This is a genomic window from Kocuria sabuli (assembly GCF_040981185.1).
Classification (GTDB): domain Bacteria; phylum Actinomycetota; class Actinomycetes; order Actinomycetales; family Micrococcaceae; genus Kocuria; species Kocuria sabuli.
The window spans coordinates 334899-361220 of sequence record NZ_JAVHZE010000003.1; the positions used below are offsets into that span (position 1 = coordinate 334899).

Genomic DNA, 26322 nt, shown 5'->3' on the forward strand with positions numbered 1-26322 from the left:
TTCTACTGGTCCGACTGCGTGCGCAGCGAACGGTAGAACGTGAACCGGAACTTCCCGATCTGGACCTCGTCGCCGTTGTCGAGCTCCGCGCTGTCCACCCGGTCCCCGTTGACGTAGGTGCCGTTGAGGGAACCGGAGTCGATGAGCTCGAAGGTCTCGCCCCGGCGGACGAACCGGGCGTGCCGCCGCGAGACGGTGACGTCGTCGAGGAAGATCTCGGAGGACGGGTGGCGCCCGGCGGGGACCTCGTCGCGGTCCAGGAGGAAACGGGAGCCGGTGCCGGCGCCGTCGTGGGCGACGAGGAGGGCGCTGCGCGGCGGCAGGGCCGAGACGGCGGCGTTCTCCTCCGGCGAGAGCTTGTGGGAAGCGGCGTGGGAGAGCACCTCGGCCACGATCTGGATCGACGTGGTCTCCGGCTCCCCGTGGGGTGCGTTCGAGCCGTTCTGGGTTCTGGACATCTCTTCCCTCGACTGGTGACGTGATGGTTGGCGGATCCCGTGGGATCCCGACCCCGCGACCGCCCGTCCCGGGGGTCTCCCGGCGGGCGGCCGGAGCCACCCGGTTGCACTTTTCAGTGTACTGGGTGGGGGCGACAGGACAGGGCGGCCGGGACACGTCCCGGCCGCCGGTGCACCGGGACCGGCCCGGCCCGGTTCAGCCCAGTTGCGCGGCGTAGCCCTCCGCGTCCAGGAGCCCGGAGCGGTAGTCCTCGTCGGCGGGACGGACCTCGAACAGCCAGCCCCCGCCGTAGGGCTCGGTGTTCACCGCCGCGGGCTCCTCCTCGAGACGGTCGTTGACCGCGGTGACCTCGCCGGAGACCGGGGCGAAGATGTCGCTCACCGACTTGGTGGACTCGATCTCGCCCACGGCGGCGCCCGACTCGACCGTCTCCCCGACCTCGGGCAGCTGCACGAACACGACGTCGCCCAGCTCGCTCTGGGCGTGGTCCGTGATGCCGATGCGCACCACGCCGTCGGCGCCGGGGGTCGTGACCCACTCGTGCTCGGCCGTGTAGGACAGGTCGGCGGGGATGCTGCTCATGGGTCACTCCTGGTCGGGCGTGCACGGTCGGCTCGATTATGGCACAGACCACCCCGCCGGTCCGGGTGCGGCGACCCCCGGGATCAGTCCTGCTCCCACGCGGAGATCTCCTCGTGCATCGCCCGCTTGCGCGCCGTCCCGGCGAACGAGGCGTCCACCGCGTTGCGGGCCAGGGCCGCGGCCTGCTCGTCCGTGAGCCCGAGCGCCTCGCGCAGGCCCTGGAAGGCGTCCCCGACGTAGCCGCCGAAGTAGGCGGGGTCGTCCGAGTTGACCGTGACCACGAGCCCGCGCTCGAGCATCTCCAGGACCGGGTGCTCCGCGAGCGCGCCGACCACGCGCAGGCGCACGTTCGACTGCGGGCACACCGTCAGCGGCACCCGCTCGGCGACGAGACGGTCCACGAGCTGCGGGTCCTGCAGGCACTGGATCCCGTGGTCCACCCGCTCCACGCGCAGCACGTCCAGCGCCTCCCGGACGTACTCGGGACCGGCCTCCTCCCCCGCGTGGGCGACGACGTGCAGCCCCGCCGCCCGCGCCCGGGCGTAGACCTCCTCGAACAGGGCCGGCGGGTGGCCCACCTCGGCCGAGTCGAGGCCGATCCCGTCGATGCGGGCGAGCTGGTCCCCGAGGGAGTCGAAGAGCGCGAGGGCCTCGGCGGCGGGCCGGTCGCGCAGGAAGCACAGCAGCAGCGTGCTCGTGATGCCGTGCTGCGCGCGGGCGGCGTCGAGGCCGGCGCGGATGCCGTCGATCACGGTCGGCAGGCCCACCCCGCGGGCGGCGTGCGCCTGCGGGTCGAAGAAGACGTCGACGTGGCGCAGCCCCTGGGCGGCCGCCCGGTCGAGGTAGGCACGGGTGAGGAGCTCGAAGTCCGCGGCCTCGCGCAGCACGGCCATCGTGGCGTAGTAGAGCTCCAGGAAGGAGGACAGGTCCTCGAAGTCGTACTGCCGCCGCAGCTCCCCCACCGAGCCGTAGGGCAGCTCCACCCCGTTCCGGGCGGCGAGCTCGAACGCGAGCTCGGGCTCCAGAGTGCCCTCGATGTGCAGGTGCAGCTCGGCCTTCGGCAGGGTGTACAGGTCCTTCACTCGTGGTGCTCCTTCGCGGTCCGGCTCCGGGACCGGAGCGCTCGACGTCCCGAGCAGTGTACGCGCCGGTCGACGCCCCGCCGTGGCCGAGGCACTGGGGTCGGCACGGCCGGGGGCCGGCCGCACCTCGATCTCGACCGGTTGCGCGCCGCGGCGCGGCGCGCGCAGGGACCGGCGCAGCAGGAGTAGCTTGTGCGCACGCGGGCACGCCGGCCCGCCGCAGGGAGAGGAGTTCCATGGCCGCCTCCTCAGACCGCCCGGGAACGGGTGCCCGCAGCACCTCCCCGGGGTGGTGGCCCGCCGTCGTGGCCGCCGTGGCCCTGCAGCTGCTCGTCCTGTTCCTCACCCTGGTCATGGGCCTCGGCTGGGGCGGCTGGTCCCACGTCCTGGCGATGCTCCAGGCGCTGCTCGCGCTCGTGCTGATCGTGCTCCTGACGGCGCGGCGCCGCTGGGCCGTGCTGGCCGTCCCTCTGGTCTCGGGCGCCCTCACCGCCGGGCTCGCCGCCCTGGGCGTCGCCACGGCTCCGCTCACCGAGTGCGGCGAGGCCGAGGAGTCGGCGCTCGCGGAGCTCTCGACGCCGGCCGGGCAGCCGCTCGAGCCCGACGGCAGGATGGAGTTCGGCTGCTACGCGGAGTTCGGCACGGACCTGTCGCTCGTCGAGCTCCAGGCACACTACGGGCCGCAGCTCCAGGAGGAGGGCTGGCAGGTGGAGGTCCTCGACGAACCACCGCTGCCCGGCCCCGAGGAGGAGCGGCCGTCCCCGGAGGTCCCGGCCGAACGGCTCGCGGGCGGCGAGCTGCTCACCGCCTCCCGGGACGGCCTGCACCTCACCGCGGAGCTCGTGCAGGAGTTCCCGCAGGACCCGGGGCGCGTGCGGTTCTTCGTCACCGACGACGACCTCACGGGCTGAGCACCCGGCCCGGGACCCGGGCACGACAGAGGCCGGTGGCCCGCGTTCCCGCGGTCCACCGGCCTCGAATCGTCGGGCTGACAGGATTTGAACCTGCGACCCCTTGACCCCCAGTCAAGTGCGCTACCAAGCTGCGCCACAGCCCGAAGTGCTCAGTACGTCTCCGCCCCGAGCACTCGCATCACATTACAGGAACCCGGGGCGGAATTCATCTCGGGGCGCACCGCGGCTCAGCGCTTGCGGCTGCGCTTCTCGCGCACCCGCATGCTGACCTCGATCGGGGTGCCCTCGAAGCCGAAGGTCTCCCGCAGCCGGCGGGTGATGAAGCGGCGGTACCCGGGGTCGAGGAACCCGGTGGTGAAGAGCACGAAGCGCGGCGGCCGCGAGGACGCCTGGGTGCCGAAGAGGATCCGGGGCTGCTTGCCACCGCGCACGGGGTGCGGGTGGGCGGCCACGATCTCGCCGAGGAAGGCATTGAGCCGGCCGGTGGGGACGCGGGTGTCCCAGGAGGCGAGGGCCGTCTCCAGCGCGGGGACCAGCTTGTCCTTGTGCCAGCCGGTCTTCGCGGAGACGTTCACCCGCGGCGCCCACGCCACGTGCGCGAGGTCGCGGTCGATCTCCCGCTCCAGGTAGTAGCGGCGGTCCTCGTCCATGAGGTCCCACTTGTTGAACGTGAGCACCAGGGCGCGCCCCGAGTCCACGGCCAGCTGCAGGATGCGCACGTCCTGCTCGGAGAGCACCTCGTCGGAGGCCAGCAGCACCACGGCCACCTCGGCGCGCTCGAGGGCGGCCTGGGTGCGCAGGGACGCGTAGAAGTCCGCGCCCTGGGCCATGTGCACGCGGCGGCGGATGCCGGCCGTGTCGATGAAGCGCCACGGCTTGCCGCCGAGCTCGATCAGCTCGTCGACCGGGTCGCGGGTGGTCCCGGCCAGGGGGTCGACGACGACGCGCTCGGAGCCGGCCAGCTTGTTGAGCAGCGAGGACTTCCCCACGTTGGGGCGCCCGATCAGCGCCACGCGGCGGGGGCCGCCGGTGAGCTCGGTCTCGGCCACGGCGGAGAACTCGGGCAGCACGTCCAGGACGGCGTCCAGGACGTCCGCGGCGCCGCGCCCGTGCAGGGCGGAGACCGGGTGCGGCTCCCCCATGCCCAGGGACCACAGGTAGGTGGCCTCGACCTCGAGCTGCGGGGAGTCCACCTTGTTGGCGACCAGGATCACGGGCTTCTTGACCCGGCGCAGCATCTTGACGATCGCCTCGTCGGCGGCCGTCACGCCCACGGTGGCGTCGAGCACGAGCAGGACGGCGTCGGCGAACTCCACCGCCATCTCGGCCTGCTCGGCGACGCGGGCGTTGATGCCCTTGGCGTCGTACTCCCACCCGCCCGTGTCCACGAGGGTGAAGTTGCGCCCGTTCCAGGTGGCCCGGTAGGAGACGCGGTCCCGGGTCACGCCCGGGGTGTCCTCCACGACGGCCTCGCGCCGGCCGAGGATGCGGTTGACCAGCGTCGACTTGCCGACGTTGGGCCGGCCCACGATGGCGAGCACGGGGGCGGGGCGGTGCACCGGGGCCTGGTCCTCGCCCTCGGCCCACTCCGCGAGCAGCGCGGCGTCCTCCTCGTCCAGCTCGTAGTCCTCGAGCCCGGCCCGCAGGGCCTGCGCACGCTGTTCGGCCTCCTCGTCGCCGATGGCCGCGAGCCGCTCGGCGACGTCGTCGGTGGTGCCGCCGAGGATCTCGGCCTCGTACGGGTCGTGGGCGCCCTCGGGCGCGGAGTTGTCGGGGTTGCCGGTCATGGCTGTCCTTCGCTGGGCCGGGTGCGGCCGGTCGGGGTGCGTGAAAAAGGTGAGGGGGGTGGACCCGGGGCCAGTCTAGGCGGGGCGGCCGGCGGCCCGGACGACCACGTCGATCACGGCCTGGACGGTCTGCTCGACCGTGAGCTCGGAGGAGTCGACGGTCACGACGCCGTCGGCGGCCTCGGTGAAGTTCACGACCGTGGAGTCCTTCGCGTCCCGGCCCACGACCTGGGCCCGCAGCTGCTCGGCGTCCTCGACCCCGCCGTTCTGCAGGCCGCGGCGGGCCATCCGGGCCCGCTCGTCGGCGGTGAGCAGGATCCGGGCGTGGGCGTCCGGGGCCACCACGGTGGTGACGTCCCGCCCCTCGGCCACGATCCGCCGGCCGCTGCCGGCGATGAGGTCCTGCTGGCGGGCCACCAGGACCTCGCGGGCCGCCGGGTTGGTGGCCACGGCGCTGACCGCCCCGGTGACGCGGGCGCCCCGGATCTCCGCGCCCACGTCGGTGCCGTCCACGAGGACCTGCTCCCGGTCGGGGTCGGTGCCCTGGTCGAGCGGGAAGCTGCGGGCGGCCTGCACCACGGCGTCGGCGTCGGCGAGGTCCACCCCGCGGTCGAGGCACCACCACGTCAGCGCCCGGTACATCGCCCCGGTGTCCAGGTAGGCCAGCCCGAAGCGGCGGGCCACCTCCTTGGACACGCTGGACTTGCCCGAGCCGGAGGGCCCGTCGATCGCGACGACGAGCTCGTGCCCGGCCGGGGCGGGGAGCGGTGCCCCGCCCTGCGGGGCGGCGGTGTTCGTTCCGGTGTTCACTGCACGACCTTCCATCCGCGCTCCTGGAGCGCCTCGACGAGTTCCTTGCGGCGGTTGGGCAGCACGGAGACCTCGGCGAGGCCCACGGGCTGGCCCGGGGAGTGCTCGAGGCGCAGGTCCTCGAGGTTGACGCCGATCTCCCCGATCTCGGTGAGCAGCCGGGCGATCTGCCCGGGCACGTCGCCCACGAGGACGGTCAGGGTCGCGAACGCGCGCGGCGCCCCGCCGTGCTTGCCCGGGATCCGGGCCCGGCCCGCGTTGCCCTCGGCGATCAGCTGGGCGATGTCCAGCCGCGCGCCGGGGGCCTCGGGGCCCTCGAGGGTGGCGATGAGGCGGTCGAGGTCCTGGCGCACCCCGTGCAGGGACGCCACGAGCGGCCCGGCGTTGGCGGAGAGGATCTGGACCCACAGGTGGGGGTCGGACGCCGCGATGCGGGTGGTGTCCCGCAGGCCCTGCCCCGCGAGGGAGAGGTGGTGCAACGGGGTGTCCTGCAGCCGGGAGGCCAGCAGCGAGGACATCACCTGCGGCAGGTGGGAGATCAGCGCCACCGTGGCGTCGTGCTCCCGGGCGTCCATGAAGGTGACGGTCGCCCCGAGGTCCACCGCGAGGTTCTTCGCCGCGGCCAGCGCCGCGGGCGAGGAGCTCCCGGAGTCGCACACGACCCAGGGCATGGAGGTGAACAGCTCGCCGCGGGCGGCCACCGGCCCGGACTTCTCGCGCCCGGCCATGGGGTGGGTGCCCACGTACCGGGCGAGGTCGCCGCCGAGCTCGCGCACGCCCTCGAGCACGGCCTCCTTGACGGAGGCGATGTCGAGGACGACGGCGCCCGGGTGGCGGCCCAGCGCCTCGGTCACGGTCTGCGCCGTGACGTCGGGCGGGGTGGCGACGACGACGAGGGCCGGCTCCGGCGGCGGCCCGGCGGCGCGGCAGGAGCGGCCGGCGCCGATGTCCTGGGCGACGGCCTCGGCGGTGGGCGAGGCGTCCTGCAGCCACACGTCCACGCCCAGGTGGCGCAGGCCCAGCCCGATGCTGGCGCCGAGCAGGCCCGCGCCCACCACGAGGACGGGACCGGTGGTCGCCGCGGGGGCCGGCCGGGCGGAGGAGGTCTGCGTCACCGGTGCTCCTTACATGCCCACCGAGGCGAGGAGGTGTCCGACCTCGGTCCTGGACAGCCTGCGGATCGTGCCCTGGCGCTGGTCGCCGATCCGGATGGGACCGACCTGGGTGCGCACGAGCTTCTCCACGGGGTGGCCCACCGCGTCGAAGAGGCGGCGCACGATCCGGTTGCGCCCGGAGTGCAGGACGACCTCCACCAGGAGGTGGCCCGGCGTGGAGTCCACGAGCCGGAACGAGTCGACGGAGGCGATGCCGTCCTCGAGCTCGACGCCGGCCTTCATGGCCGCGCCGATGCCCTTGTCCATGGGCCCGCGGACCTGCACGAGGTAGGTCTTGGGCACCTCGTAGGAGGGGTGGGTGAGCCGGTTGGTCAGCTCGCCGTCGTTGGTGAGCAGCAGCAGGCCCTCGGTCTCGACGTCGAGCCGGCCCACGTGGAACACTCGCTCGTTCTTCTGGTTGTTCAGGTAGTCGGCCACGCAGGGGCGGCCCTCGGGGTCCTCCATGGTGGAGAGCACGCCCTCGGGCTTGTTGAAGGCGTAGTAGACCAGGTTCTCGTCGAGCTGGACGCGGACGCCGTCCACGTGGATCTCGACGGTGGCGGGGTCCACGCGGATGCCGAGCTCGGTGACGGTCTCCCCGTTGATCTGCACCCGGCCGGCCTCGATCATCTCCTCGCACACCCGTCGCGAGGCCACCCCGGCCTGCGCCATGAGCTTCTGCAGGCGCACCCCGTTCGGGTCGTGCTGGTCGAGCCGGTCCACGGGCGGGTTCTTGGGCCGCCGCTTGCGGTGCGGCGGGCGGTAGGGGGTGGCCGGCATCCGCCGGGCGCTCTTCTCGGAGGAGGCGAACGGCCGGGGGCCGCGCTCCGGGGCGGCGCCCTTCGCGGCACCGCCCTTGGCCGCGCCGCCCTTCGCGGTGCCGCCCTGGGCGGACCCGCCCCGCGTGGTACCGCCCGAGGCCGCACCGCGGCCGGTCCCGCCGCGGCCGCCCTGGAAGGTCTTGCCGCCCTGGCCGGTCCGGGGCTTTCCGCCCTGGGCGCCGGGGCCCCGGCGGCCGCCGGGCCCAGGGCGGCCGGATGATGAACGTGAAGTGGCCATGGTGGTGTCTCAGTCCTCGTAGTGGTCGAGTTGGTCGATGCCCGGCAGATGAGGAGCGAGGTCGGGGAGCTCGTCGAGCGACCCGATGCCCATCTTCTCCAGGAAGAACGTGGTGGTGCCGTAGCGCAGGGCACCGGACTCGCCGTCCCGCTCGAGCTCGCGGATCAGCCCCCGCTGCACGAGGGTGCGGACGACGCCGTCGACGTTCACCCCGCGGATCGCGGAGATCCGCCCTCGGCTCACGGGCTGGCGGTACGCCACGACGGCCAGGGTCTCCAGGGCCGCCTGGGACAACCGGGCGGTCTGTCCTTCCGCGACGAACGCGGAGACGACGGGGGCGAACTCGCTGCGGGAGTAGATCCGCCAACCGGCACCGGTGCTGCGCAGCTCGAACCCGCGCGGCACCAACGTTCCAGCATACCCCAGATCCGCCGCCCGTCCGTCGTACTCCGCGCGGAGCCGATCCAGGACCCGCTGCACCGTGGCGACGGGGACCACCAGGGCGGCGGCGATCTCGTACTCGCTGACGGGTTCGTCGGCGACCATCAGGATGGCCTCGACCGCGGCCTGCACCCCGCCGGGCAGCCCTTCGAGGACCGGACCGGTCCCGGCGCTCACGCGGGCACCCCCACCGGGGTCCCGGCCGCGGTGCTGACGGGACAGGCCGCGGCGCCACCGGCGCTCGCGGAGTCGTCCGTGGTGCCCTCCGCGGCCCCGTCCGCGGCGAGACGCTCGGCGGTCCACCCGCTGTCCGCACCGGTCCAGCGCACCGTGAGCTCCCCCAGCGGGGTCTCCTGGGAGAGCTCGACCACGGCGTCGCGGAACATCTCCAGCAGCGCCAGGAAGCGCACGACCACGGCCAGGGTGGACCCGGCACCGGCCACGAGCGCGCGGAAGGAGCGCGGCACCCCGTCCTCCAGCAGCCCGACGAGCGTCCCGGCCTCGTCCCGGACGGTGACCGCGGCCCCGTGCAGGTGGTCGAGGCCGACCTCCGCGGGCGTCCCCGGCCGGGCCTCGAGCACCGCGCGGGCGATCCCGGCGAGCTGCTCGGGGGTGGTGCGCCAGTCGAGCTCGGGCAGGACCGCGGCGACCTCGGGCTCCAGGGGCACGACCCGGGGCCGGCGGGCGGACTCGGCCCGCATCCGCTCGTCGAGCAGGCCGGCGACCTCCTTGAAGGCCTTGTACTGCAGCAGCCGGGCGAAGAGCAGGTCCCGGGCCTCGAGCAGGGCCACGTCCTCCTCGTCCTCGACCTCGCCGCGGGGCAGCAACCGGGCGGCCTTGAGGTCCAGGAGGGTCGCGGCGACCACGAGGAACTCGCTGGCCTCGTCGAGGGCACGGGCCGACCCGACGTCGTGCAGGGCGCGCACGTACTGGAGGAACTCGTCGGTGACGGTGGCCAGCGCGATCCGGGTGATGTCCAGCTCGTGCTTGGCGATCAAGGACAGCAGCACCTCGAAGGGCCCCGCGAAGTCCTCCAGCCGCACCGCGAAGCCGCCGGGCCCCGAGGGCTCCGGCAGCTCCTGGGAGTGCATCAGGGCGCGCCGCCGCGCGAGATCAGCTCCCGCGCCAGCTGGCGGTAGGACTCGGCGCCCGGGTGGGCGGTGGCGAAGGACAGGATGGGCTCGGCGGCCACCGTGGCGTCCGGGAACTTCACGGTGCGCTTGATCACCGTGTCGAAGACCTTGTCCCCGAACGCGTCGACGATCCGGGCCATGACCTCGCGCGAGTGCAGCGTGCGGGAGTCGAACATCGTGGCGAGCACGCCGTCGATCTGCAGGCGGGGGTTGAGCCGGTCCTGGACCTTCTCGATGGAGTCCACGAGCAGCGCCACGGCGCGCAGCGCGAAGAACTCGGCGATGAGCGGGATGACCACCCCGTGGGCGGCGGTCAGCGCGTTGACGGTGAGCAGGCCCAGCGAGGGCTGGCAGTCGATGATGATGACGTCGTAGTGCTCCTCGAGCTTGCGCAGCGCGCTCGCCAGGACCTGCTCGCGGGCCACCTCGGTGACCAGCTGCACCTCGGCCGCGGAGAGGTCGATGTTGGCGGGGAGCAGGTCGATGCCCTCGACGTCGGTCTCCTGGACCACGTCCCACACGTCCACGGCGCGGTCCATCATGACGTTGTAGACCGTCAGCTCCAGCTCGTGCGGGTTCGCGCCGAGACCGGCGGAGAGCGCGCCCTGCGGGTCGAAGTCGACGAGCAGCACCTTGCGCCCCAGCTCGGCGAGCGCGGCCCCGAGGTTGATGGTGGAGGTGGTCTTGCCGACCCCGCCCTTCTGGTTGACCATCGCGATGATCCGGGCGGGCCCGTGGGAGGAGAGCTCGGGCGGCTCGGGGAAGCTGCGGACGGGGCGGCCGGTGTGGCCCAGGTCTCCCGCCGCGGTCTCGCCCGTTCCGGGGATCCTCTCGTCGCTTCGCTGGCTCACTCGTGGCACCGCTCTTTCGTTCGTGGTCGCTGTCGTGGGTGGGCCGGCCCGGGCGCGGGGCGGCCCGGGCCGGTGCGGCCGACCTGGGGTTTTCCTGGACTCGATCAGCCACCAGCGTACCGCCGCGGCCTGCCGGTCCCGAATTGCCGCGGCGGCGGGCCCGGGCCGGACGCGGACGACCCGCGCCCGCCGGACCCGGTGGGGTGCGGCGGGCGCGGGCGGCGGGGACCGGCGCTCAGCGCGCGCCGGCGGCGGCCTCGACCTTCTCGGCGACGGAGTCCTCGACCGGGGCGGCGTCGGAGCCGCGCTCGGGGCCGCCGTGCGAGTGGGCGGTCATGGTGGACTCGTCGAACTTGTCCTGCCCCGAGAGCACGCGCTCGACCTGGGCGAGATCGATCTCGCGGGTCCACTTGCCGATCAGCAGGGTGGCGACCGCGTTGCCCGTGAAGTTCGTCAGGGCGCGCGCCTCGGACATGAACCGGTCGATGCCCACGATGATGCCCACGCCGTCGACCAGGTCCGGGCGGTGCGACTGCAGGCCGCCGGCGAGGGTGGCCAGTCCGGCGCCGGTGACCCCGGCGGCGCCCTTGGAGGCGATGATCATGAACACCAGCAGGGAGACCTGCTCACCCAGGGCCAGGGGGTTGCCCATGGCGGAGGCGACGAACAGGGCGGCCATGGTCAGGTAGATGGCGGTGCCGTCCAGGTTGAAGGAGTAGCCGGTCGGAACGGTCACGCCGACCACGGGCTTGGAGACGCCGGCGTGCTCCATCTTGGCGATGAGCCGGGGCAGGGCGGCCTCGGAGGAGGAGGTCGAGAAGATCAGCAGGTACTCGCGCCCCAGGTACTTCATGAGCCGGAAGATGTTGATCCCGGTGACCGCCTTGAGCAGCCCGCCCAGGATCAGCACGATGAACAGGACGCAGGTGAGGTAGAAGGCGACCATCAGGGTGGCCATGGAGACGATGGCCTGCACGCCGGTCTCGCCGACCACGCCGGCGATCGCGCCGAAGGCGCCGATCGGGGCGACCCACATGACCATGATCAGGATCCGGAAGACCAGGGCCTGGAGGTAGCCGACGGCCTGGAGCACGGGCTTGCCGGCCGGGCCCATCTGCTGCAGGGCGAAGCCCACGATCAGGGCCACGAACAGGGTCTGCAGGATGTTGCCCGCGGTCAGGGAGGACAGCAGCGTGGTGGGGATGATGCCGAGCAGGAACCCGATCGTCCCGCCCTCGCCGTCGCCGTGGCCGGTGTCCGTGATCTCGTACTCGGAGCCCTGGATGTTCAGGCCCTCGCCCGGGTGGATCAGGTTGCCCACGACCAGGCCGATGGCCAGCGCGACGGTGGACATCGCCATGAAGTAGGCCAGGGCCAGGCCGCCGACCTTGCCGACGGTCGCCGCCTTGGCGATGGAGCCGACGCCCAGGACGATCGTGCAGAAGATGATGGGGGCGATCATCATCTTGATCAGGGCGATGAACGCGGTGCCGACGGGCTTGAGCGTCCGGGCGAACTCGGGGGCCACGAGACCCAGGACGGCGCCGGCGACGACGGCGATGATCACGAAGACGTACAGGTAGTGCGTCTTGTCCTTCTTCGGCTTCTGGACGGGCCGTTGCGGGTCGACGGGGTCCGTGGCGACGGTGGCCATGCTTCTCCTGACGGTGCGGGTGGGTGGCGCGCGGGGCCCGGGATTCGGGCGATGTGACGAGTCTCACCGGCGGCCGGCGCCCTGTCGCGTTGTGGTCATAATGGTCGTGACGCCCACCACAGACGGACGACGGGCAGGAGGAGAGGACGCGGGCATGTCGGTGGCCAGGCGCTTCCTCCTGCTCCAGCTGGCCGTCGTGGCCCTGGTGACCGTCACGGTCTCCCTCGTGCTGTTCGCCCAGGAGCGCAGCGCGGTGCAGGAGCGCGCCGAGGCCGTGACCCGGGCGGTGGCCACGGCCCTGGCCGACGACCCGTACGTGCTCGAGGCCGCCGGCACCCCGGACCCGCACCCCGCCCTGCAGCCGCTCACGGACCGGCTGCTCGAGGACACCGGGCTCGACTTCGTCACGATCATGGCCCCCGACGGCACCCGCTGGACGCACCCCTGGCCCTCCTCGGTGGGCGACCCCTACCGGGGCGACCGCTCGCACGCGCTCGCCGGCGAGGTGTGGACGAGCACGGAGCGCGGCAACCTCGGCCCGTCGGTGCGCACGATCGCCCCCGTCCGGGACCAGGACGGGACGGTCGTGGCGCTCGTGGCCACGGGCGTCCTGCTCGAGGCCCTGTCCCAGCAGGCCCTGGCCCAGCTGCCGGCCGTGCTGCTCGTGGGCCTGCTGCTGCTCGCGGCCTCGGCGACGGTCGCGGCCCTGGCGGCCCGCTACCTGGGCAGGGTCACGCACGGGTGGGGACCGGAGGAGCTCGCCCAGGTCCACGCGCTGCACGACGCCGTGCTCAACGAGGCCACCGAGGGGCTGCTGCTCGTGGACACGGCGGGCACGGTGCCGGTGCTCAACGCCCGGGCCCGCGAGCTGCTCGGGATCCCCCCGGAGGCGCCCGGGCCCGGCCGGCGCACCGCCCTGCCGCTCGGCTCGCTCGGGCTGCCCCTGGCGCTGGAGGCCGTGCTGCGCTCGGGGGCCGCCGTGCAGGAGCAGTGGGTCGTGGCCGGCGAGCGCACGCTGATCGTCTCGAGCCTGCCGGCCCGCGGGGCGCTCGCCGGGCGGGGCATGGTCGTGATCCTGCGCGACCACACCGAGATCTCCCGGCTCTCCGGGCAGCTGCGCGCCACGTCGGCGCTGGCCGGGGCCCTGCGCGCCCAGACGCACGAGCACGCCAACCGGATGCACACGGTGGTCTCCCTGCTGGAGCTGGGCCACCAGGAGGAGGCCCTCGACTTCGCCTCCGCGGACCGGCAGCGCACCCGGGGGCTGTCCGAGGACCTGCTCGCCCGACTGGACGACCCCTTCCTCGCCGCCCTGCTCGTGGGCAAGACCGCCGCGGCCCACGAGCGCGGGGTGGAGCTGGAGGTCGTCGTGGGCCCGGACGTGCCGCGCCTGCCCGTCTCCCCCGCCGACCTCGTCAGCCTCGTCGGCAACCTCGTGGACAACGCCGTCGAGGCGGCCGCGGCCAACGCGGCGCGAGTGCGCCCCGTCGTCGAGGTGGAGATCACCGGGGCGCCCGACGACGCCGACCCGGCCCGGGACACCGCCGTGATCACCGTGGCCGACACCGGCATGGGGGTCCCCGACGAGCTCGCCCACCGGGTCTTCGACCTCGGGGTCAGCACGAAGCCGGCAGGGCCCGAGGGCCGGGGCGTCGGGCTGCACCTGGTGCGCGAGGTCGTGGAGCGGTGGGGCGCCCGGATCGAGCTGGGCAACGACGGCGGGGCCGTGTTCACCGTGACGATCCCGGCCCCTCGCGACGCCGTGCCGGAGCAGGTCCCGTGACGGGGCCCGTGCGGGTCCTCGTCGTCGACGACGAGCCGCTGACCGCAGCCTCCCACGCGGAGTACGTCGAGCGCTCCCAGGACTTCCGGGCCGTGGCCACGGCCGTGTCCGGGCGCACGGCCGTGCAGGCGGTGCAGGCCGCCCGGCGGGCGGGGCAGCCCGTGGACCTGGTGCTGCTGGACGTGAACCTCCCGGACATGACCGGGCTCGACGTGGCGCGCACCCTCCGGGCCCGGGGCGAGTCGGTGGACCTGCTCGTGATCACGGCGCACCGGGACGTGGCCACGGTCCGCGAGGCGACCACCCTCGGCGTCGTCGGCTACCTGATCAAGCCCTTCACCTACGCCGTGTTCGAGGAGAAGCTCGCCGCCTACCGCAGCTACCGCTCGGCCCTCGGGACGGGCGGCGCCGTGGGCCAGGCCGAGGTGGACCGCGCGTTCGCCGCCCTGGGCTCGCCGGTGCGGCCGCCCGCGCCGAAGGGCCTCTCCGCCGGGACCCTGGCCGCCGTCACGGACCTCGTGCGCGGCGGGGAGTGGCTCTCCGCGGGGGAGGTCGCCGAGCGCAGCACGCTGTCGCGGGTGACGGCCCGGCGCTACCTGGAGCACCTGGCCGAGCGCGGCCTCGTGCACCGGCGCTCGCGCTACGGCACGCCCGGGCGCCCGGAGCTCGAGTACGGCTGGGCCGGCTGAGCCGCCGGCGGCGTCCCCGGACGCCGCCGGGGAGGAACCGGTGCGGGCGGACCGGTGCGCACCTGGGCCCGCAGTGCGTAGTCTCACGAGGGTCGCCCCCACCCGCTGAAGAGACGAGGTCCAGGTGTTCGAAGCACCGAGCCTGATGTTCGCCGCCGCCGGTCTGGCCGTGTTCGCCGCCGCGCTGCTCCCGCGCCTGCTGATGCGCGCCCCCATCTCGATGCCCATGGTGTTCCTGGCCACGGGCATGGCCGTCTTCTCCGTCGCCGACTCCCTTCCCGATCCCGACCCCGTGGTCTACAGCGACATCACCGTCCACCTGAGCGAGATCTGCGTCATCATCTCCCTGATGGGCGCCGGCCTGGCCCTGGACCGTCCCCTGGGGCGCGCCCGGTGGGCCACGACCTGGCGCCTGCTCGGCATCGCGATGCCCCTGTGCCTGATCGGGCTGACCCTGCTCGGGTGGTCGGTGCTGGGGCTGAGCGTGGCCGGCGCCGTGCTCGTGGCCGCGGCCCTGGCCCCCACCGACCCGGTCCTGGCCTCCGAGGTCCAGGTCGGGGCGCCCTCCGAGGCCCAGGAGGACCTCGACGGCGAGGACGAGGTGCGCTTCGGCCTCACCTCGGAGGCGGGGCTCAACGACGGGCTGGCCTTCCCGTTCGTCTACCTCGCCATCGCCCTCAGCGTCGTGGGGACGTCGCCCGCGGCGTGGGTGCCGAACTTCTTCTTCGTGGACGTGGCCTGGCGGATCGCCATCGGCTGCCTCGCCGGGTACGCGGTGGGCAAGCTGCTGGGGCGCGTCTTCTTCCGCTCCCCGATCGAGAGCGTCCGCATGGCCTCCCACTCCGAGGGGTTCGTCGCCCTAGCCGCGACCTTCCTCACCTACGGGATCACCGAGATGGTGGAGGGCTACGGCTTCGTGGCCGTGTTCGTGTGCGCGGTGACCATCCGGGCGGGCGAGCGGGTGCACGGCTACCACGGCGTGCTGCACAGCTACATCGAGCAGCTCGAGCGGCTGCTCACGGTGGTGGTGCTCGTGCTCCTGGGCGGCGCCGTCGCCCGGGGGCTGCTCGCCGGCCTCAGCTGGCGCGAGGTGCTCGTCGCCGCTGCCTTCCTGCTGCTCGTCCGGCCCGTGGCCGGGTGGATCGCCCTGGCCCGGGGCCGCACCGGTCCGTGGGAGCGCGGCGTCATCGCCTTCTTCGGCGTCCGCGGCATCGGATCCGTCTACTACCTCGGCTACGCCCTGGCCGAGGGCGAGTTCCTCGCGGAGGACCAGACGCTGTGGCGGATCGTGGGCCTGGTGATCGTCATGTCCGTCGTGGTGCACGGCGTCGCCGCCGGGCCGGTCATCGCCGTGCTCGACCGCGCCCGCCGGCGCAAGGCCGTGCGCGAGACCGGGACCGAGGAGGCCGCCCCCCAGACCCCGATCTGACCCGGGCCACCGTGCGCGGCGCGCCGGTCCCTCAGCCGGCCCGCGGCGGGCGCAGCACGTCCTCGAGGGACTCGAGCACGGAGGCGTCCTCGATCGTCGAGGGCACCGCGTAGTCCTCGCCGTCGGCCATCTGCCGCATGGTCTTGCGCAGGATCTTGCCCGAGCGGGTCTTGGGCAGCCCGTCCACGACCGTCACGTCCTTGAAGTCGGCGACCGCCCCGATCTGCCGGCGCACCAGGGCCACGAGCTCGTCCCGCAGCTGCTCGCCCGGGATCGTCGCCCCGGTCTTGAGCACGACGTAGCCGGCCGGCCGCTGGCCCTTGAGCGGGTCCGCCACCCCGATCACCGCGCACTCGGCCACCGCCGGGTGCGCGGCCAGGATCTGCTCCATGGCCCCGGTGGAGAGCCGGTGGCCGGACACGTTGATCACGTCGTCGGTGCGTCCCATGACGTAGACGTAGCCGTCCTCGTCGACGTGGCCGGAGTCGCCGGTGGCGTAGCAGCCCGGGAAGGCCGTGAGGTAGGACTCCACGAAGCGCCGGTCGTCGCCCCACAGCGTGGTGAGGGTGCCCGGGGGCAGGGGCAGGCGCAGGGCGATGTTGCCCTCCTCCCCGGCCGCGACCGGCTGCCCCAGGGGGTCGAGGACCTCCACCCGGTAGCCGGGCACGGGCACGGACGGCGAACCGGGCTTCAGGGGCAGCCGCTCGATCCCGAAGGGGTTGGCGCAGATCGCCCACCCCGTCTCCGTCTGCCACCAGTGGTCGACCACCGGCACCCCCAGCACCCGGGAGGCCCAGCCGTAGGTCTCCGGGTCGAGCCGCTCCCCCGCCACGAACAGCGCCTGCAGGGAGCCGATGTCGTGCCGGCGCACGAGCTCGCCCTCGGGGTCCGCCCGGCGGATGGCCCGCAGGGCCGTGGGTGCGGTGAAGAGCACCTTCACACCGTGGTCCTCCACGCGCTGCCAGAACGCGCCGGCGTCCGGGGTGCCCACGGGCTTGCCCTCGTAGAGCACGGTCGTGGCGCCGGCGAGCAGCGGGCCGTAGACGATGTAGGAGTGGCCCACGACCCACCCCACGTCGGAGGCCGTCCACATCACCTCGCCGGGACCGACGTCGTAGACGTGGCGCATGGACCACGCCATGGCCACGGCGTGCCCGCCGTTGTCGCGGACCACCCCCTTCGGGGTGCCCGTGGTGCCGGAGGTGTAGAGCACGTAGAGCGGGTCGGTCGCGGCGACGGGCACCGGCGCCGCGGGCTCGGCGCCCTCGACGGCGGCGGCCCAGCTCAGCCACTCGGCCGGCGGCTGCTCGCCGCGCCCGGCCCGGTCCCGGGCCTGCCCGACGGTGGTCTCGAAGCCGGGCCGCTCGTGCACGACCACCGTCTCCGGCACGTGCCGGGACAGCCGCAGGGCCTCCTCGATCGCGGGGATGTACTCGATCCGCCGCTTCGGCTCCAGCCCGCCGGTCGTGGTCACCACCACCCGGGGCCGCGAGTCGTCGATGCGCGAGGCCAGCTCCTTGGGGGCGAACCCGCCGAAGACCACGGAGTGCACGGCCCCCAGGCGGGCGCACGCGAGCATGGCCACGGCCGCCTGCGGGATCATCGGGAGGTAGACGAGCACCCGGTCGCCCCGCCCCACCCCGCGGGCGGCGAGGGCCCCGGCGAACAGCGCCACCTCGTCGCGCAGCCGCGCGTAGCTGTAGCGCTCCTGGACGCCCAGCAGCGCGGAGTCGTAGATCAGCGCCGTGCGCTCGCCGTGGCCGGCCTCCACGTGGCGGTCGAGGGCGTTGTAGGAGGTGTTGAGCTCGCCGTCGGGGAACCAGCGGTAGAGCGGAGCCGTGGTCCCGTCGAGGGCCACGGTGGGCTCTCGGGTCCAGTCGACGGCCCGGGCCGCCTCGAGCCAGAACCGCTCCGGGTCCTGGACGCTGCGCCGGTAGACCTCCCTGTAGTCCTCGGCCTGCGTGGTCTGGTGGTCGGTGCTCATGGGTTCCTCCGGGGCGTCGCGGTCCTGCCGGTCACCCTAGTGGCGCAGATCACAACAGACAATACTGCTGTATACATTGACGCGACAATGTTCCAGTATTTCCCGAATCCCTGGCTCCCGGCGTCGTTACGTGTATACACTGACGGAGAAGTGTGAGGTCGGTCACCGATGGCTCCCGCCGGTTCTGCGGCCCCGGGGCCGCAGAAGTGAGGAGGGAGCCGTGCGCGCCAGCGACCGCGCCTACGAGGCCCTGCGCAGCGACATCGTCGAGTGGAGGCTGCTTCCCGGCCAGGTGCTGGGCGAGGTGGAGCAGTCGGAGCGCTTCGGCATCTCCCGCACACCCATCCGCGAAGCGCTCAGCCGGCTCACCGCCGACGGGCTCGCCGAAGCCCACCGGGGCCGGGGCGTGGTCGTCTCGCAGGTCTCCCTGGAGGACGTCCGGGCCCTCTTCGAGCTGCGCGAGGCCCTCGACTGCCGGGCGGCCCGGCTCGCGGCCCGGCGCCGGGACGCCGCCGAGTTCCAGCGGCTGGCGGCCGAGCTCGAGGCCTGCGTGGACCGGCTCCGCGACCCGGACACCGACCGCTCCGCGTACTACGAGCTCGTGGAGCGCATGGACCAGGCCGTCGACGACGCCACGGTCAACCCCTACCTCACGGCCGCCCAGCGGTCCCTGCGGCTGCACCTGGCGCGTGTGCGCAAGCTGTCCCGGACCAATCCGCAGCGCCTGGCGCGGGCTGCCGCCGAGCACGCGCAGATCGCGCGCGCGATCGCGGAGGGCTCCGAGGAGCTCGCCGAGGCCGCGACCCGGGTGCACCTGGCGAACTCGCTGCACGCGGTCCTGACCACCCCTGTCCGCGAGTGGGTCGAACCCGCTCCCCCGCTCGAGGCCGCCGGCTGAGCAGGACCCCATCCGTCCGCCGCCGGTGGACGTCCGTCCCCACGAGAGGAAGTTCCATGACCGTCACCCACCACGTGCGCGTCCACCCGTCCAAGGACAACCTGGCCCGCGAGGACCAGCTCGCCTGGAAGATGGCGGAGGTCGCCGCGGACCCGGTCGAGGTGAGCGACGAGGTGGCCGAGATGGTGATCAACCGTGTCCTCGACAACGCCTCGGTCGCGATCGCCTCCCTGAACCGGGACCCGATCGTCTCGGCGCGGGACCAGGCCCTCGCCCACGCCCCGACCCCCGGCGGCTCCGGCGCCGCGCTCTACGGGGTCCCCGCGGCACGGACCGCGGTCTCCCCCGAGTGGGCGGCGTGGGCCAACGGCGTGGCGGTGCGCGAGCTCGACTACCACGACACGTTCCTGGCCGCGGAGTACTCCCACCCCGGGGACAACATCCCCCCGATCCTCGCCGTCGCCCAGCACGTGGGCTCGACCGGCGCGGACCTCGTGCGCGGGATCGCCACCGGCTACGAGCTGCAGGTCGACCTCGTGAAGGCGATCTGCCTGCACCAGCACAAGATCGACCACGTGGCCCACCTCGGCCCGTCCGCGGCCGCCGGGATCGGCACGCTGCTGGGCCTGGACACCGCGACGATCTTCCACGCCATCGGCCAGGGCCTGCACACCACCACCGCCACCCGGCAGTCCCGCAAGGGCGAGATCTCCACCTGGAAGGCCCACGCCCCCGCGTTCGCCGGGAAGATGGCCGTCGAGGCCGTGGACCGGGCGATGCGCGGGCAGACCTCTCCCACCCCGATCTACGAGGGCGAGGACGGGGTCGTCGCCTGGCTGCTCGACGGCCCGGACGCGGCCTACGAGGTGCCGCTGCCGGCCCCGGGCGAGGCCAAGCGGGCGATCCTCGACACCTACACCAAGGAGCACTCCGCGGAGTACCAGGCGCAGGCCTGGATCGACCTCGCCCGGAAGCTGCACCGCGAGCGCCCCGAGCTCGCCGACCCGGCGCGGATCGAGCGGATCGTGCTGCACACCTCCCACCACACCCACTACGTGATCGGCTCCGGCGCCGGAGACCCGCAGAAGTACGACCCGACGGCCACGCGCGAGACCCTCGACCACTCGATCCCCTACATCTTCACGGTGGCGCTGCAGGACGGGGCGTGGCACCACGTGGACTCCTACGCCCCCGCCCGCGCCGGGCGCCCCGACACGGTGCGGCTGTGGCAGAAGGTCACCACCGCGGAGGACCCGGAGTGGACGCGCCGCTACCACTCCCCGGACCCGCAGGAGAAGGCCTTCGGCGGGCGCGCCGAGATCCTGCTGAGCGACGGCTCCACCGTGGTCGAGGAGATCGCGGTGGCCGACGCCCACCCGCTGGGCGCGCGCCCGTTCGCCCGCGAGCAGTACATCACCAAGCTGCGCACCCTCGCGGAGGGGCTCGTCGACCCCGACGAGCTCGACCGCTTCGTCGGGGCCGCCGAGAACCTCCGGGACCTCGGCCCCGGGGAGCTCGGCGCCCTCAACGTCACCGCGGGCGTCGAGCTGCGCACCGGCACGAAGGGAATCTTCTGAGCATGCTGTTCTCCGCCACCACCCCCGAGCAGAAGCGCGTGGCCCTCCGGCAGATGCTGGCCGGCCCGCGGATCGTCCGGTTCCCGGGCGCCTACACCCCGCTGTCCACGAAGCTGATCCAGGAGCAGGGCTTCGACGGCGTCTACATCTCCGGGGCCGTGCTCGCCAACGAGCTCGGCTTCCCCGACATCGGCCTGACCAGTCTCGCCGAGGTGGTCCAGCGTGCCGGTCAGATCGCCCGCGTGACGGACCTGCCGGCGATCGTCGACGCGGACACCGGCTTCGGGGAGCCCATGAACGTGGCCCGCACCGTGCAGGAGCTCGAGAACGCCGGCCTGGCCGGCTGCCACATCGAGGACCAGTTCAACCCCAAGCGCTGCGGCCACCTGGACGGCAAGTCCGTGGTGGGCCTCGACACCGCCGTGCAGCGGATCCGCGCCGCGGCCGAGGCCCGCCGGGACCCGGACTTCCTGATCATGGCGCGCACCGACATCCGGGGGGTCGAGGGCCTGACCGCGGCCACCGAGCGGGCCAAGGCCCTCGTGGACGCCGGGGCGGACGCGGTGTTCCCCGAGGCGATGGCCGACCTCTCCGAGTTCGAGGCCATGCGCGCCGCGGTGGACGTGCCGATCCTGGCGAACATGACCGAGTTCGGGAAGTCGCAGCTGTTCACCGCCGCCCAGCTCGAGGAGGCGGGCGTGAACATGATCATCTACCCCGTGACGCTGATGCGCTCCGCCCTCGGCGCCATGGAGCGGGTGCTGTCCACGATCCGGGAGGACGGCACCCAGGAGGCGGCCGTGCCGGACATGCTCACTCGCGCCCGGCTCTACGAACTGGTGGACTACAACGGCTACAACCAGTTCGACGCCGGCGTCTTCGACTTCGAGGTGCCCGGCCTGCACCGCTGACCGCCCACCGCCCGACCACGAGAAGGAGACCACCATGACCGAGACCCACAGCGAGGTCCGCAAGGGACTGGCCGGCGTCGTCGCCGACTACACGGCCGTCTCCAAGGTCAACCCGGAGACCAACTCCCTGCTCTACCGCGGATATCCCGTGCAGGAGCTGGCCGCGCACTGCTCCTTCGAGCAGGTCGCCCTGCTCCTGTGGAACGGCGAGCTGCCCACGGACGAGGAGCTGGCGGAGTTCACCGCCCGCGAGCGCGAGCACCGCGCCCTGACCCCCGAGCTGCGCGCGATCATCGACGCGCTGCCCACCACGTGCCACCCCATGGACGTGTGCCGCACCGCGGCGTCCGTCCTGGGCGCGCAGGACCCCGAGGCCGAGGACTCCTCGCCGGAGGCGAACCTGGCCAAGGCGCAGAAGCTGTTCGCGGCCATGCCGGCCGTCGTGTGCTACGACCAGCGGCGCCGGCGGGGCCAGGAGCCGGTCGAGCCCCGGGCCGACCTCGGCTACTCGGCCAACTTCCTGTGGATGGCCTTCGGCGAGGAGGCGGCCCCCGAGGTCGTCGCGGCGTTCGACGTGTCGATGATCCTCTACGCCGAGCACTCCTTCAACGCCTCGACGTTCACGGCCCGCGTGGTGACCTCCACCCTCTCGGACCTGCACTCGGCGGTCACCGCGGCCATCGGCGCGCTCAAGGGGCCGCTGCACGGCGGGGCCAACGAGGCGGTCATGCGCACCTTCGAGGAACTCGGCGTCCGCGCCGACGAGTCCGCCGAGGACGCCGAGGCCCGCGCCAAGGCCTGGATGGACGACGCCCTGGCGCAGAAGAAGAAGGTCATGGGCTTCGGCCACCGCGTGTACAAGCACGGCGACTCCCGGGTGCCGACCATGAAGGCGGCCCTGGACACCATGATCGACCACTACGGGCGCCCGGAGCTGCTGGGCCTGTACAACGGGCTGGAGCGGTCCATGGACGAGGCCAAGGGGATCAAGCCCAACCTCGACTACCCGGCCGGACCGGTCTACTGGCTGATGGGCTTCGACGTCCCCACCTTCACCCCGCTGTTCGTCGCCGCCCGGATCACGGGCTGGACCGCCCATGTCATGGAGCAGGTGGCGGCCAACTCTCTGATCCGCCCCCTGTCCGAGTACAACGGCCCCGACGAGCGGCACCTGCCGGGGGCCGGGACCGCTCAGTAGGAGGGCGCCGCCGGCAGTCCCATGTAGTGCTCCAGCGTGGGGATGCCCTGGGTGACCATGCCGGTGGCCACGTGCACGCCGACGTAGCGCAGGTGCCAGGGCTCGTAGGTGTAGCCGGTGGTCGCTGTCCAGCCCGAGGGGTAGCGCACGACGAAGCCGTACTTGTGGGCGTGCGCCCGCGCCCACGCCCCGGCCGGGGTCCCGGCGAAGCAGCTCTGCAGCCCGCACGCCCCGTCCGGGTTGCCGATGTCGACGGCCAGTCCGGTCTGGTGCTCGCTGTGACCGGGCCGGGCGGAGATCAGGTCCGCCTGCTCCTGCCCGTAGCGGGCCACGTAGTCCCGGTAGAGACCGGCCTGCGTGGTGTAGGAGCGGTAGCCGCTGACCGCCGTCATCGGGGCCTCGGCCGCGGCGGCGTCCGCGCGCATCCGCCGGAACGCCGCCGCGGCGTCCGCGCGCAGGAGCTGCCCGTCCACGGACACGAGGTCGCGCGGGACGTGGTCGACGGGGTTCAGGGCCCGGCGCTTGTTGACGACGACGTACACCGACGCGGCCCGGTCGATCTCCCGGTGCACCCGGGTCCCGGCGCCCTGGGTCCACGTGATGGACCCGCGCTGGAAGGACTGGCGGCAGGTCCCGCCCCCGCAGGCCTCCCCCGAGGTCGGATAGCCGAGCGCGCCCCGCTCGGCGCCCTCGCGCAGCCAGGCCGCCCGGATGCCGCCGATCGTGGGGTGGGCCCCGCTCGCCCGGGACCAGAGCATCACCCCGCCCTCGAAGCCCTGGTAGCACCCGGCGTCGCGCAGCCCGCAGGTCTCGCGACCCACCGGGTAGCCCAGGCGGCCCCGCTCGTAGCCCTGTGCGGCCCACGCGCCGCGGATCGCCCCCCAGGTCGCGCGCGCCCCGGTCTTCGGGGACCAGTGGATGCTGCCCCGCTCGAAGCTCCGGTAGCACCCGCCGCGGACGAGGCCGCAGCGCTCGGGGCCGAGGGCCGCGCCCAGCCGGCCGCCGGCCCCGCCGAGGCGCTGGTGCTCGGCCTCGATGGCCGTGGCGGCGAACGCCGGCGCCGACACGGGCCCGACCAGCAGGCCCAGGCAGCACAGCAGGGCGAGCAGCGCCCGGCGCACTCCAGCAGTGACGCGTGTGTTCTCTCGCATGACGTCCCCGTCCCTCCGGGCGCACCGGCTGTGCGTGCGTCCAGGCTAGACCCGTCGTGGCCCGCGGCACAGCACCGGCCGATGTGTGACCGGGAGGCCCGGACGGGGCAGGGCACCGTGCGGCATCAGGTGCCGGAACGGGGACCCGGGACGGGGCCGGACGGGGCAGGACCGGGGTCCGGGCCCGCGGGGCCCCCGGTCAGCGCAGCCCGGGGTGGCCGGGCCACGAGGTGTCGACCGCGCGCAGGGAGCGGTAGCCGTCGGCGCGGGCGGCGTGCGCGGCGAGCAGGCCGACCACCGCGGAGGGCGAGTTCAGCCGCCCCTCGAGCACGGCCCGCACGGCGTCGTCGAGCGGGACCCAGGCCCCGTGGATCTCGGACTCCTCGCCGTCGCGCTCGTGGCGCTCGGCCTCGGGGACGTCGCTCAGGCCCCGGGCCAGGAAGATCCGGTTGGCCTCCGAGGAGGAGCCGGGGCTGTTGTGGAAGTCCACCAGGACGTCCCACCGCTCCGCCTGCAGGTCGGCCTCCTCCGCCAGCTCCCGCCGGGCGGCCGCGGCCGGGTCCTCGCCCTCGACGTCGAGCAGGCCGGCGGGGACCTCCCACATCGTCATGCCGACCGGGCGCCGGTACTGGTTGATCAGCAGCACCCGGTCGTCGTCGTCGAGCACGAGCACGGACACGGCACCGGGGTGGGTGATGTAGTCGCGCCGGAGGGGGTCGGTGTCCTGGGCGAGCTCGAACTCGTCGCGCTGGACGTTCCAGATGTAGCCCTCGTAGACCGTCTCGGAGGCCACGGTGCGGCGGTCGCTGAGCCGGTCCGTGAGCTCCTCGGGGGCGAGGTGGCGGATGTCCATGGTGGTCCTTCCGGGTCGGCCGTCCGAGGGGGACGGAGCGGAGCGGGCAGCGGAGGGGTCGGCGGGAGGACGGCGCAGGCGCCGCGTCCGGACGAGGACGCGGCGCCTGCGGCCCGTGCGGGCACGGGCCGGGACTCAGCGCCCCTCGGCCTCCCGGCGCTCGAGGGCGGCCTTGACGAGGCCGTCGAAGAGCGGGTGCGGGCGGGTCGGGCGGGACATCAGCTCGGGGTGCGCCTGGGTGCCCACGTAGTAGGGGTGCACCTCGGCGGGCAGCTCCACGAACTCCACGAGGGTGCCGCCGGGCGAGGTCCCGGAGATCACCAGCCCGGCCCGCTCCAGCTGCTCGCGGTACTCGTTGTTGACCTCGTAGCGGTGGCGGTGGCGCTCCTTGACCACCGTGGAGCCGTAGGCGCCGGCCACCACCGACCCGTCGCGCAGGTGGGCGTCGTAGAGGCCCAGGCGCATGGTGCCGCCCAGGTCCCCGGCGCCCTCCACGAACTGCTTCTGCTCGTCCATGGTCGCCACGACCGGGAAGTCGGTGTCCGGCTCGAACTCGCTCGAGGAGGCCCCGGCGAGGCCGAGCTCGGTGCGGGCGTACTCGATCACCATGCACTGCAGGCCCAGGCACAGGCCCAGCGTCGGGATGCGGTGCTCGCGGGCGAAGCGCAGGGTGCCGAGCTTGCCCTCGATCCCGCGGATGCCGAAGCCGCCCGGGATGCAGATGGCGTCCACGTCGCCCAGCTCCCGCTGGGCCCCCTCCGGCGTCTCGCACAGGTCCGAGGCGACCCACTTGATCTTCACGCGCGCGTCGTTGGCGAAGCCGCCCGCCCGCAGGGCCTCCGAGACGGAGAGGTAGGCGTCCGGCAGGTCGATGTACTTGCCGACCATGGCGACCGTGACGAAGTGGGCGGGCTCGTGCACGGCCTTGAGCAGCCGCTCCCACTGCCCCAGGTCCGCGTCCTCGTAGTCCAGGCCCAGGTAGTCGAGGATGTAGGTGTCCAGCCCCTGGGAGTGCAGGGTCTTGGGGATGTCGTAGATGCTCGGGGCGTCCGGGCAGGAGATCACCGCGTCGTGGTCGACGTCGCAGGCGTTGCCGATCTTGCGCAGCATCGCGTCCGGGACCTGCCGGTCGGAGCGCAGCACGAGCGCGTCGGGCTGGATACCGAGCCCGCGCAGGGCGGCCACCGAGTGCTGGGTGGGCTTCGTCTTGAGCTCCCCCGAGGGCCCGATGTACGGGATCAGGGACACGTGCAGGTAGAACACGTGGCGGCGGCCGACGTCCTGGCGGACCTGGCGGGCCGCCTCGATGAACGGCTGGGACTCGATGTCGCCGACCGTGCCGCCGATCTCGGTGATGATGATGTCCGGCTGGTCGTCGCCCTGCGCCCGGCGGCGCATGCGGTTCTTCAGCTCGTCCGTGATGTGCGGGATGACCTGGACGGTGTCCCCGAGGTACTCGCCCCGGCGCTCCTTGGCGATGACCGTGGAGTACACCTGGCCGGTGGTCACGTTCGCCGAGGCGTCGAGGTTCTCGTCGAGGAACCGCTCGTAGTGGCCGATGTCGAGGTCGGTCTCGGCCCCGTCGTCGGTCACGAAGACCTCACCGTGCTGGAAGGGGTTCATGGTGCCCGGATCGACGTTGAGGTACGGATCCAGCTTCTGCATCGTCACGGAGAGCCCGCGGGCCCGCAGCAACATGCCCAGGGACGAGGCGGTCAGGCCCTTGCCGAGGGAGGAGGCCACGCCGCCCGTCACGAAGATCTGGCGGGTCACCTTGCCCGGTCGCTGGTTTTCGGTCTGCTGTGCGCCGGCCCCGTGGGCGGCTTCGTTTGCATTCACCACGGAATTCGACCCTATCATTCTTGTCCTCCCGGGACACCGGTTGCGTGCTGCGGATCACCGTGCGGACGGCCGCACGGGACG

23 protein-coding genes and 1 tRNA gene are annotated in these 26322 nt (G+C 73.5%); 8 read left to right on the forward strand and 16 right to left on the reverse strand.

Going from position 1 to position 26322, the window contains the following annotated elements; translation table 11 throughout:
• Positions 1-2: 2 nt before the first annotated feature.
• The 3 genes from RE027_RS05435 to RE027_RS05445 form a co-directional block, all read right to left on the reverse strand.
• Positions 3-458, reverse strand: a complete 456-nt coding sequence (locus RE027_RS05435; RefSeq protein ID WP_368807220.1) for an FHA domain-containing protein — start codon at positions 456-458, stop codon at positions 3-5.
• 196 nt (positions 459-654) lie between these two features.
• Positions 655-1041 (reverse strand): glycine cleavage system protein GcvH, encoded by a 387-nt coding sequence (gene gcvH, locus RE027_RS05440; RefSeq protein WP_368807221.1) that lies wholly within the window; start codon positions 1039-1041, stop codon positions 655-657.
• A gap of 83 nt (positions 1042-1124) precedes the next feature.
• Positions 1125-2123: an adenosine deaminase gene (locus RE027_RS05445; protein ID WP_368807222.1), complete on the reverse strand. Its 999-nt coding sequence runs from the start codon at positions 2121-2123 to the stop codon at positions 1125-1127.
• A 236-nt stretch (positions 2124-2359) separates the two neighbouring features.
• Here RE027_RS05445 and RE027_RS05450 point away from each other — a divergent pair, with 236 nt between their 5' ends.
• Complete coding sequence (locus tag RE027_RS05450; RefSeq protein WP_368807223.1) at positions 2360-3034, forward strand: hypothetical protein; 675 nt, start codon at positions 2360-2362, stop codon at positions 3032-3034.
• Between the two features lie 72 nt (positions 3035-3106).
• Here RE027_RS05450 and RE027_RS05455 read toward each other — a convergent pair.
• From RE027_RS05455 to RE027_RS05495, 9 genes are all read right to left on the reverse strand, one after another.
• A tRNA-Pro gene (locus RE027_RS05455) sits at positions 3107-3180 on the reverse strand.
• 84 nt (positions 3181-3264) lie between these two features.
• Entirely contained in the window at positions 3265-4824 is a 1560-nt protein-coding gene (der, locus tag RE027_RS05460) for a ribosome biogenesis GTPase Der (RefSeq protein ID WP_368807224.1), read from the reverse strand.
• A gap of 75 nt (positions 4825-4899) precedes the next feature.
• Positions 4900-5634, reverse strand: a complete 735-nt coding sequence (gene cmk, locus RE027_RS05465) for a (d)CMP kinase (protein ID WP_438612415.1) — start codon at positions 5632-5634, stop codon at positions 4900-4902.
• Complete coding sequence (locus tag RE027_RS05470) at positions 5631-6749, reverse strand: prephenate dehydrogenase (protein ID WP_368807225.1); 1119 nt, start codon at positions 6747-6749, stop codon at positions 5631-5633. The genes cmk and RE027_RS05470 overlap by 4 nt, the downstream gene beginning before the upstream one ends.
• 9 nt (positions 6750-6758) lie before the next feature.
• Positions 6759-7847, reverse strand: coding sequence for a pseudouridine synthase (locus tag RE027_RS05475; protein WP_368807226.1), 1089 nt, complete (start codon positions 7845-7847; stop codon positions 6759-6761).
• A 9-nt stretch (positions 7848-7856) separates the two neighbouring features.
• Positions 7857-8465: an SMC-Scp complex subunit ScpB gene (scpB, locus tag RE027_RS05480; RefSeq protein ID WP_368807227.1), complete on the reverse strand. Its 609-nt coding sequence runs from the start codon at positions 8463-8465 to the stop codon at positions 7857-7859.
• Positions 8462-9379 (reverse strand): segregation and condensation protein A, encoded by a 918-nt coding sequence (locus RE027_RS05485; RefSeq protein WP_368807228.1) that lies wholly within the window; start codon positions 9377-9379, stop codon positions 8462-8464. Before RE027_RS05485 ends, scpB begins: the two co-directional genes overlap by 4 nt.
• The gene (locus RE027_RS05490; RefSeq protein WP_368807229.1) at positions 9379-10272 is read right to left on the reverse strand and encodes a ParA family protein; all 894 of its coding nucleotides are present in this window, start codon (positions 10270-10272) and stop codon (positions 9379-9381) included. The genes RE027_RS05485 and RE027_RS05490 overlap by 1 nt, the downstream gene beginning before the upstream one ends.
• 235 nt (positions 10273-10507) lie before the next feature.
• Positions 10508-11926 (reverse strand): cation:dicarboxylate symporter family transporter, encoded by a 1419-nt coding sequence (locus RE027_RS05495; protein WP_368807230.1) that lies wholly within the window; start codon positions 11924-11926, stop codon positions 10508-10510.
• Positions 11927-12080: 154 nt separating this feature from the next.
• Here RE027_RS05495 and RE027_RS05500 point away from each other — a divergent pair, with 154 nt between their 5' ends.
• The 3 genes from RE027_RS05500 (at position 12081) to RE027_RS05510 (ending at position 15827) form a co-directional block, all read left to right on the forward strand.
• Positions 12081-13709, forward strand: coding sequence for a sensor histidine kinase (locus RE027_RS05500; RefSeq protein WP_368807231.1), 1629 nt, complete (start codon positions 12081-12083; stop codon positions 13707-13709).
• Positions 13706-14398, forward strand: a complete 693-nt coding sequence (locus RE027_RS05505; protein ID WP_368807232.1) for a response regulator — start codon at positions 13706-13708, stop codon at positions 14396-14398. The genes RE027_RS05500 and RE027_RS05505 overlap by 4 nt, the downstream gene beginning before the upstream one ends.
• Positions 14399-14522: 124 nt before the next feature.
• The gene (locus RE027_RS05510; RefSeq protein WP_368807233.1) at positions 14523-15827 is read left to right on the forward strand and encodes a cation:proton antiporter; all 1305 of its coding nucleotides are present in this window, start codon (positions 14523-14525) and stop codon (positions 15825-15827) included.
• A gap of 31 nt (positions 15828-15858) precedes the next feature.
• Here RE027_RS05510 and RE027_RS05515 read toward each other — a convergent pair whose 3' ends face one another.
• Complete coding sequence (locus RE027_RS05515) at positions 15859-17811, reverse strand: AMP-binding protein (RefSeq protein ID WP_368807234.1); 1953 nt, start codon at positions 17809-17811, stop codon at positions 15859-15861.
• A 220-nt stretch (positions 17812-18031) separates the two neighbouring features.
• Here RE027_RS05515 and RE027_RS05520 point away from each other — a divergent pair, with 220 nt between their 5' ends.
• The 4 genes from RE027_RS05520 to RE027_RS05535 are packed head-to-tail and all read left to right on the forward strand — an operon-like array spanning position 18032 to position 22395.
• On the forward strand, positions 18032-18709 hold the full coding sequence (locus RE027_RS05520; protein WP_368807235.1) for a GntR family transcriptional regulator: 678 nt from the start codon (positions 18032-18034) through the stop codon (positions 18707-18709).
• A gap of 56 nt (positions 18710-18765) precedes the next feature.
• Complete coding sequence (locus RE027_RS05525; protein ID WP_368807236.1) at positions 18766-20286, forward strand: MmgE/PrpD family protein; 1521 nt, start codon at positions 18766-18768, stop codon at positions 20284-20286.
• A 2-nt stretch (positions 20287-20288) separates the two neighbouring features.
• Entirely contained in the window at positions 20289-21197 is a 909-nt protein-coding gene (prpB, locus tag RE027_RS05530; RefSeq protein ID WP_368807237.1) for a methylisocitrate lyase, read from the forward strand.
• 34 nt (positions 21198-21231) lie between these two features.
• Positions 21232-22395, forward strand: coding sequence for a bifunctional 2-methylcitrate synthase/citrate synthase (locus tag RE027_RS05535; RefSeq protein WP_368807238.1), 1164 nt, complete (start codon positions 21232-21234; stop codon positions 22393-22395).
• Here the strand turns inward: RE027_RS05535 and RE027_RS05540 are convergent.
• The 3 genes from RE027_RS05540 to pyrG form a co-directional block, all read right to left on the reverse strand.
• Positions 22389-23546: a D-alanyl-D-alanine carboxypeptidase family protein gene (locus RE027_RS05540; RefSeq protein ID WP_368807239.1), complete on the reverse strand. Its 1158-nt coding sequence runs from the start codon at positions 23544-23546 to the stop codon at positions 22389-22391. The two genes, RE027_RS05535 and RE027_RS05540, sit on opposite strands and share 7 nt — an antisense overlap.
• A gap of 199 nt (positions 23547-23745) precedes the next feature.
• Entirely contained in the window at positions 23746-24399 is a 654-nt protein-coding gene (locus RE027_RS05545; protein WP_368807240.1) for an NUDIX domain-containing protein, read from the reverse strand.
• A gap of 135 nt (positions 24400-24534) precedes the next feature.
• On the reverse strand, positions 24535-26259 hold the full coding sequence (gene pyrG / locus RE027_RS05550) for a CTP synthase (protein ID WP_368807241.1): 1725 nt from the start codon (positions 26257-26259) through the stop codon (positions 24535-24537).
• Between the last annotated feature and the right edge of the window lie 63 nt (positions 26260-26322).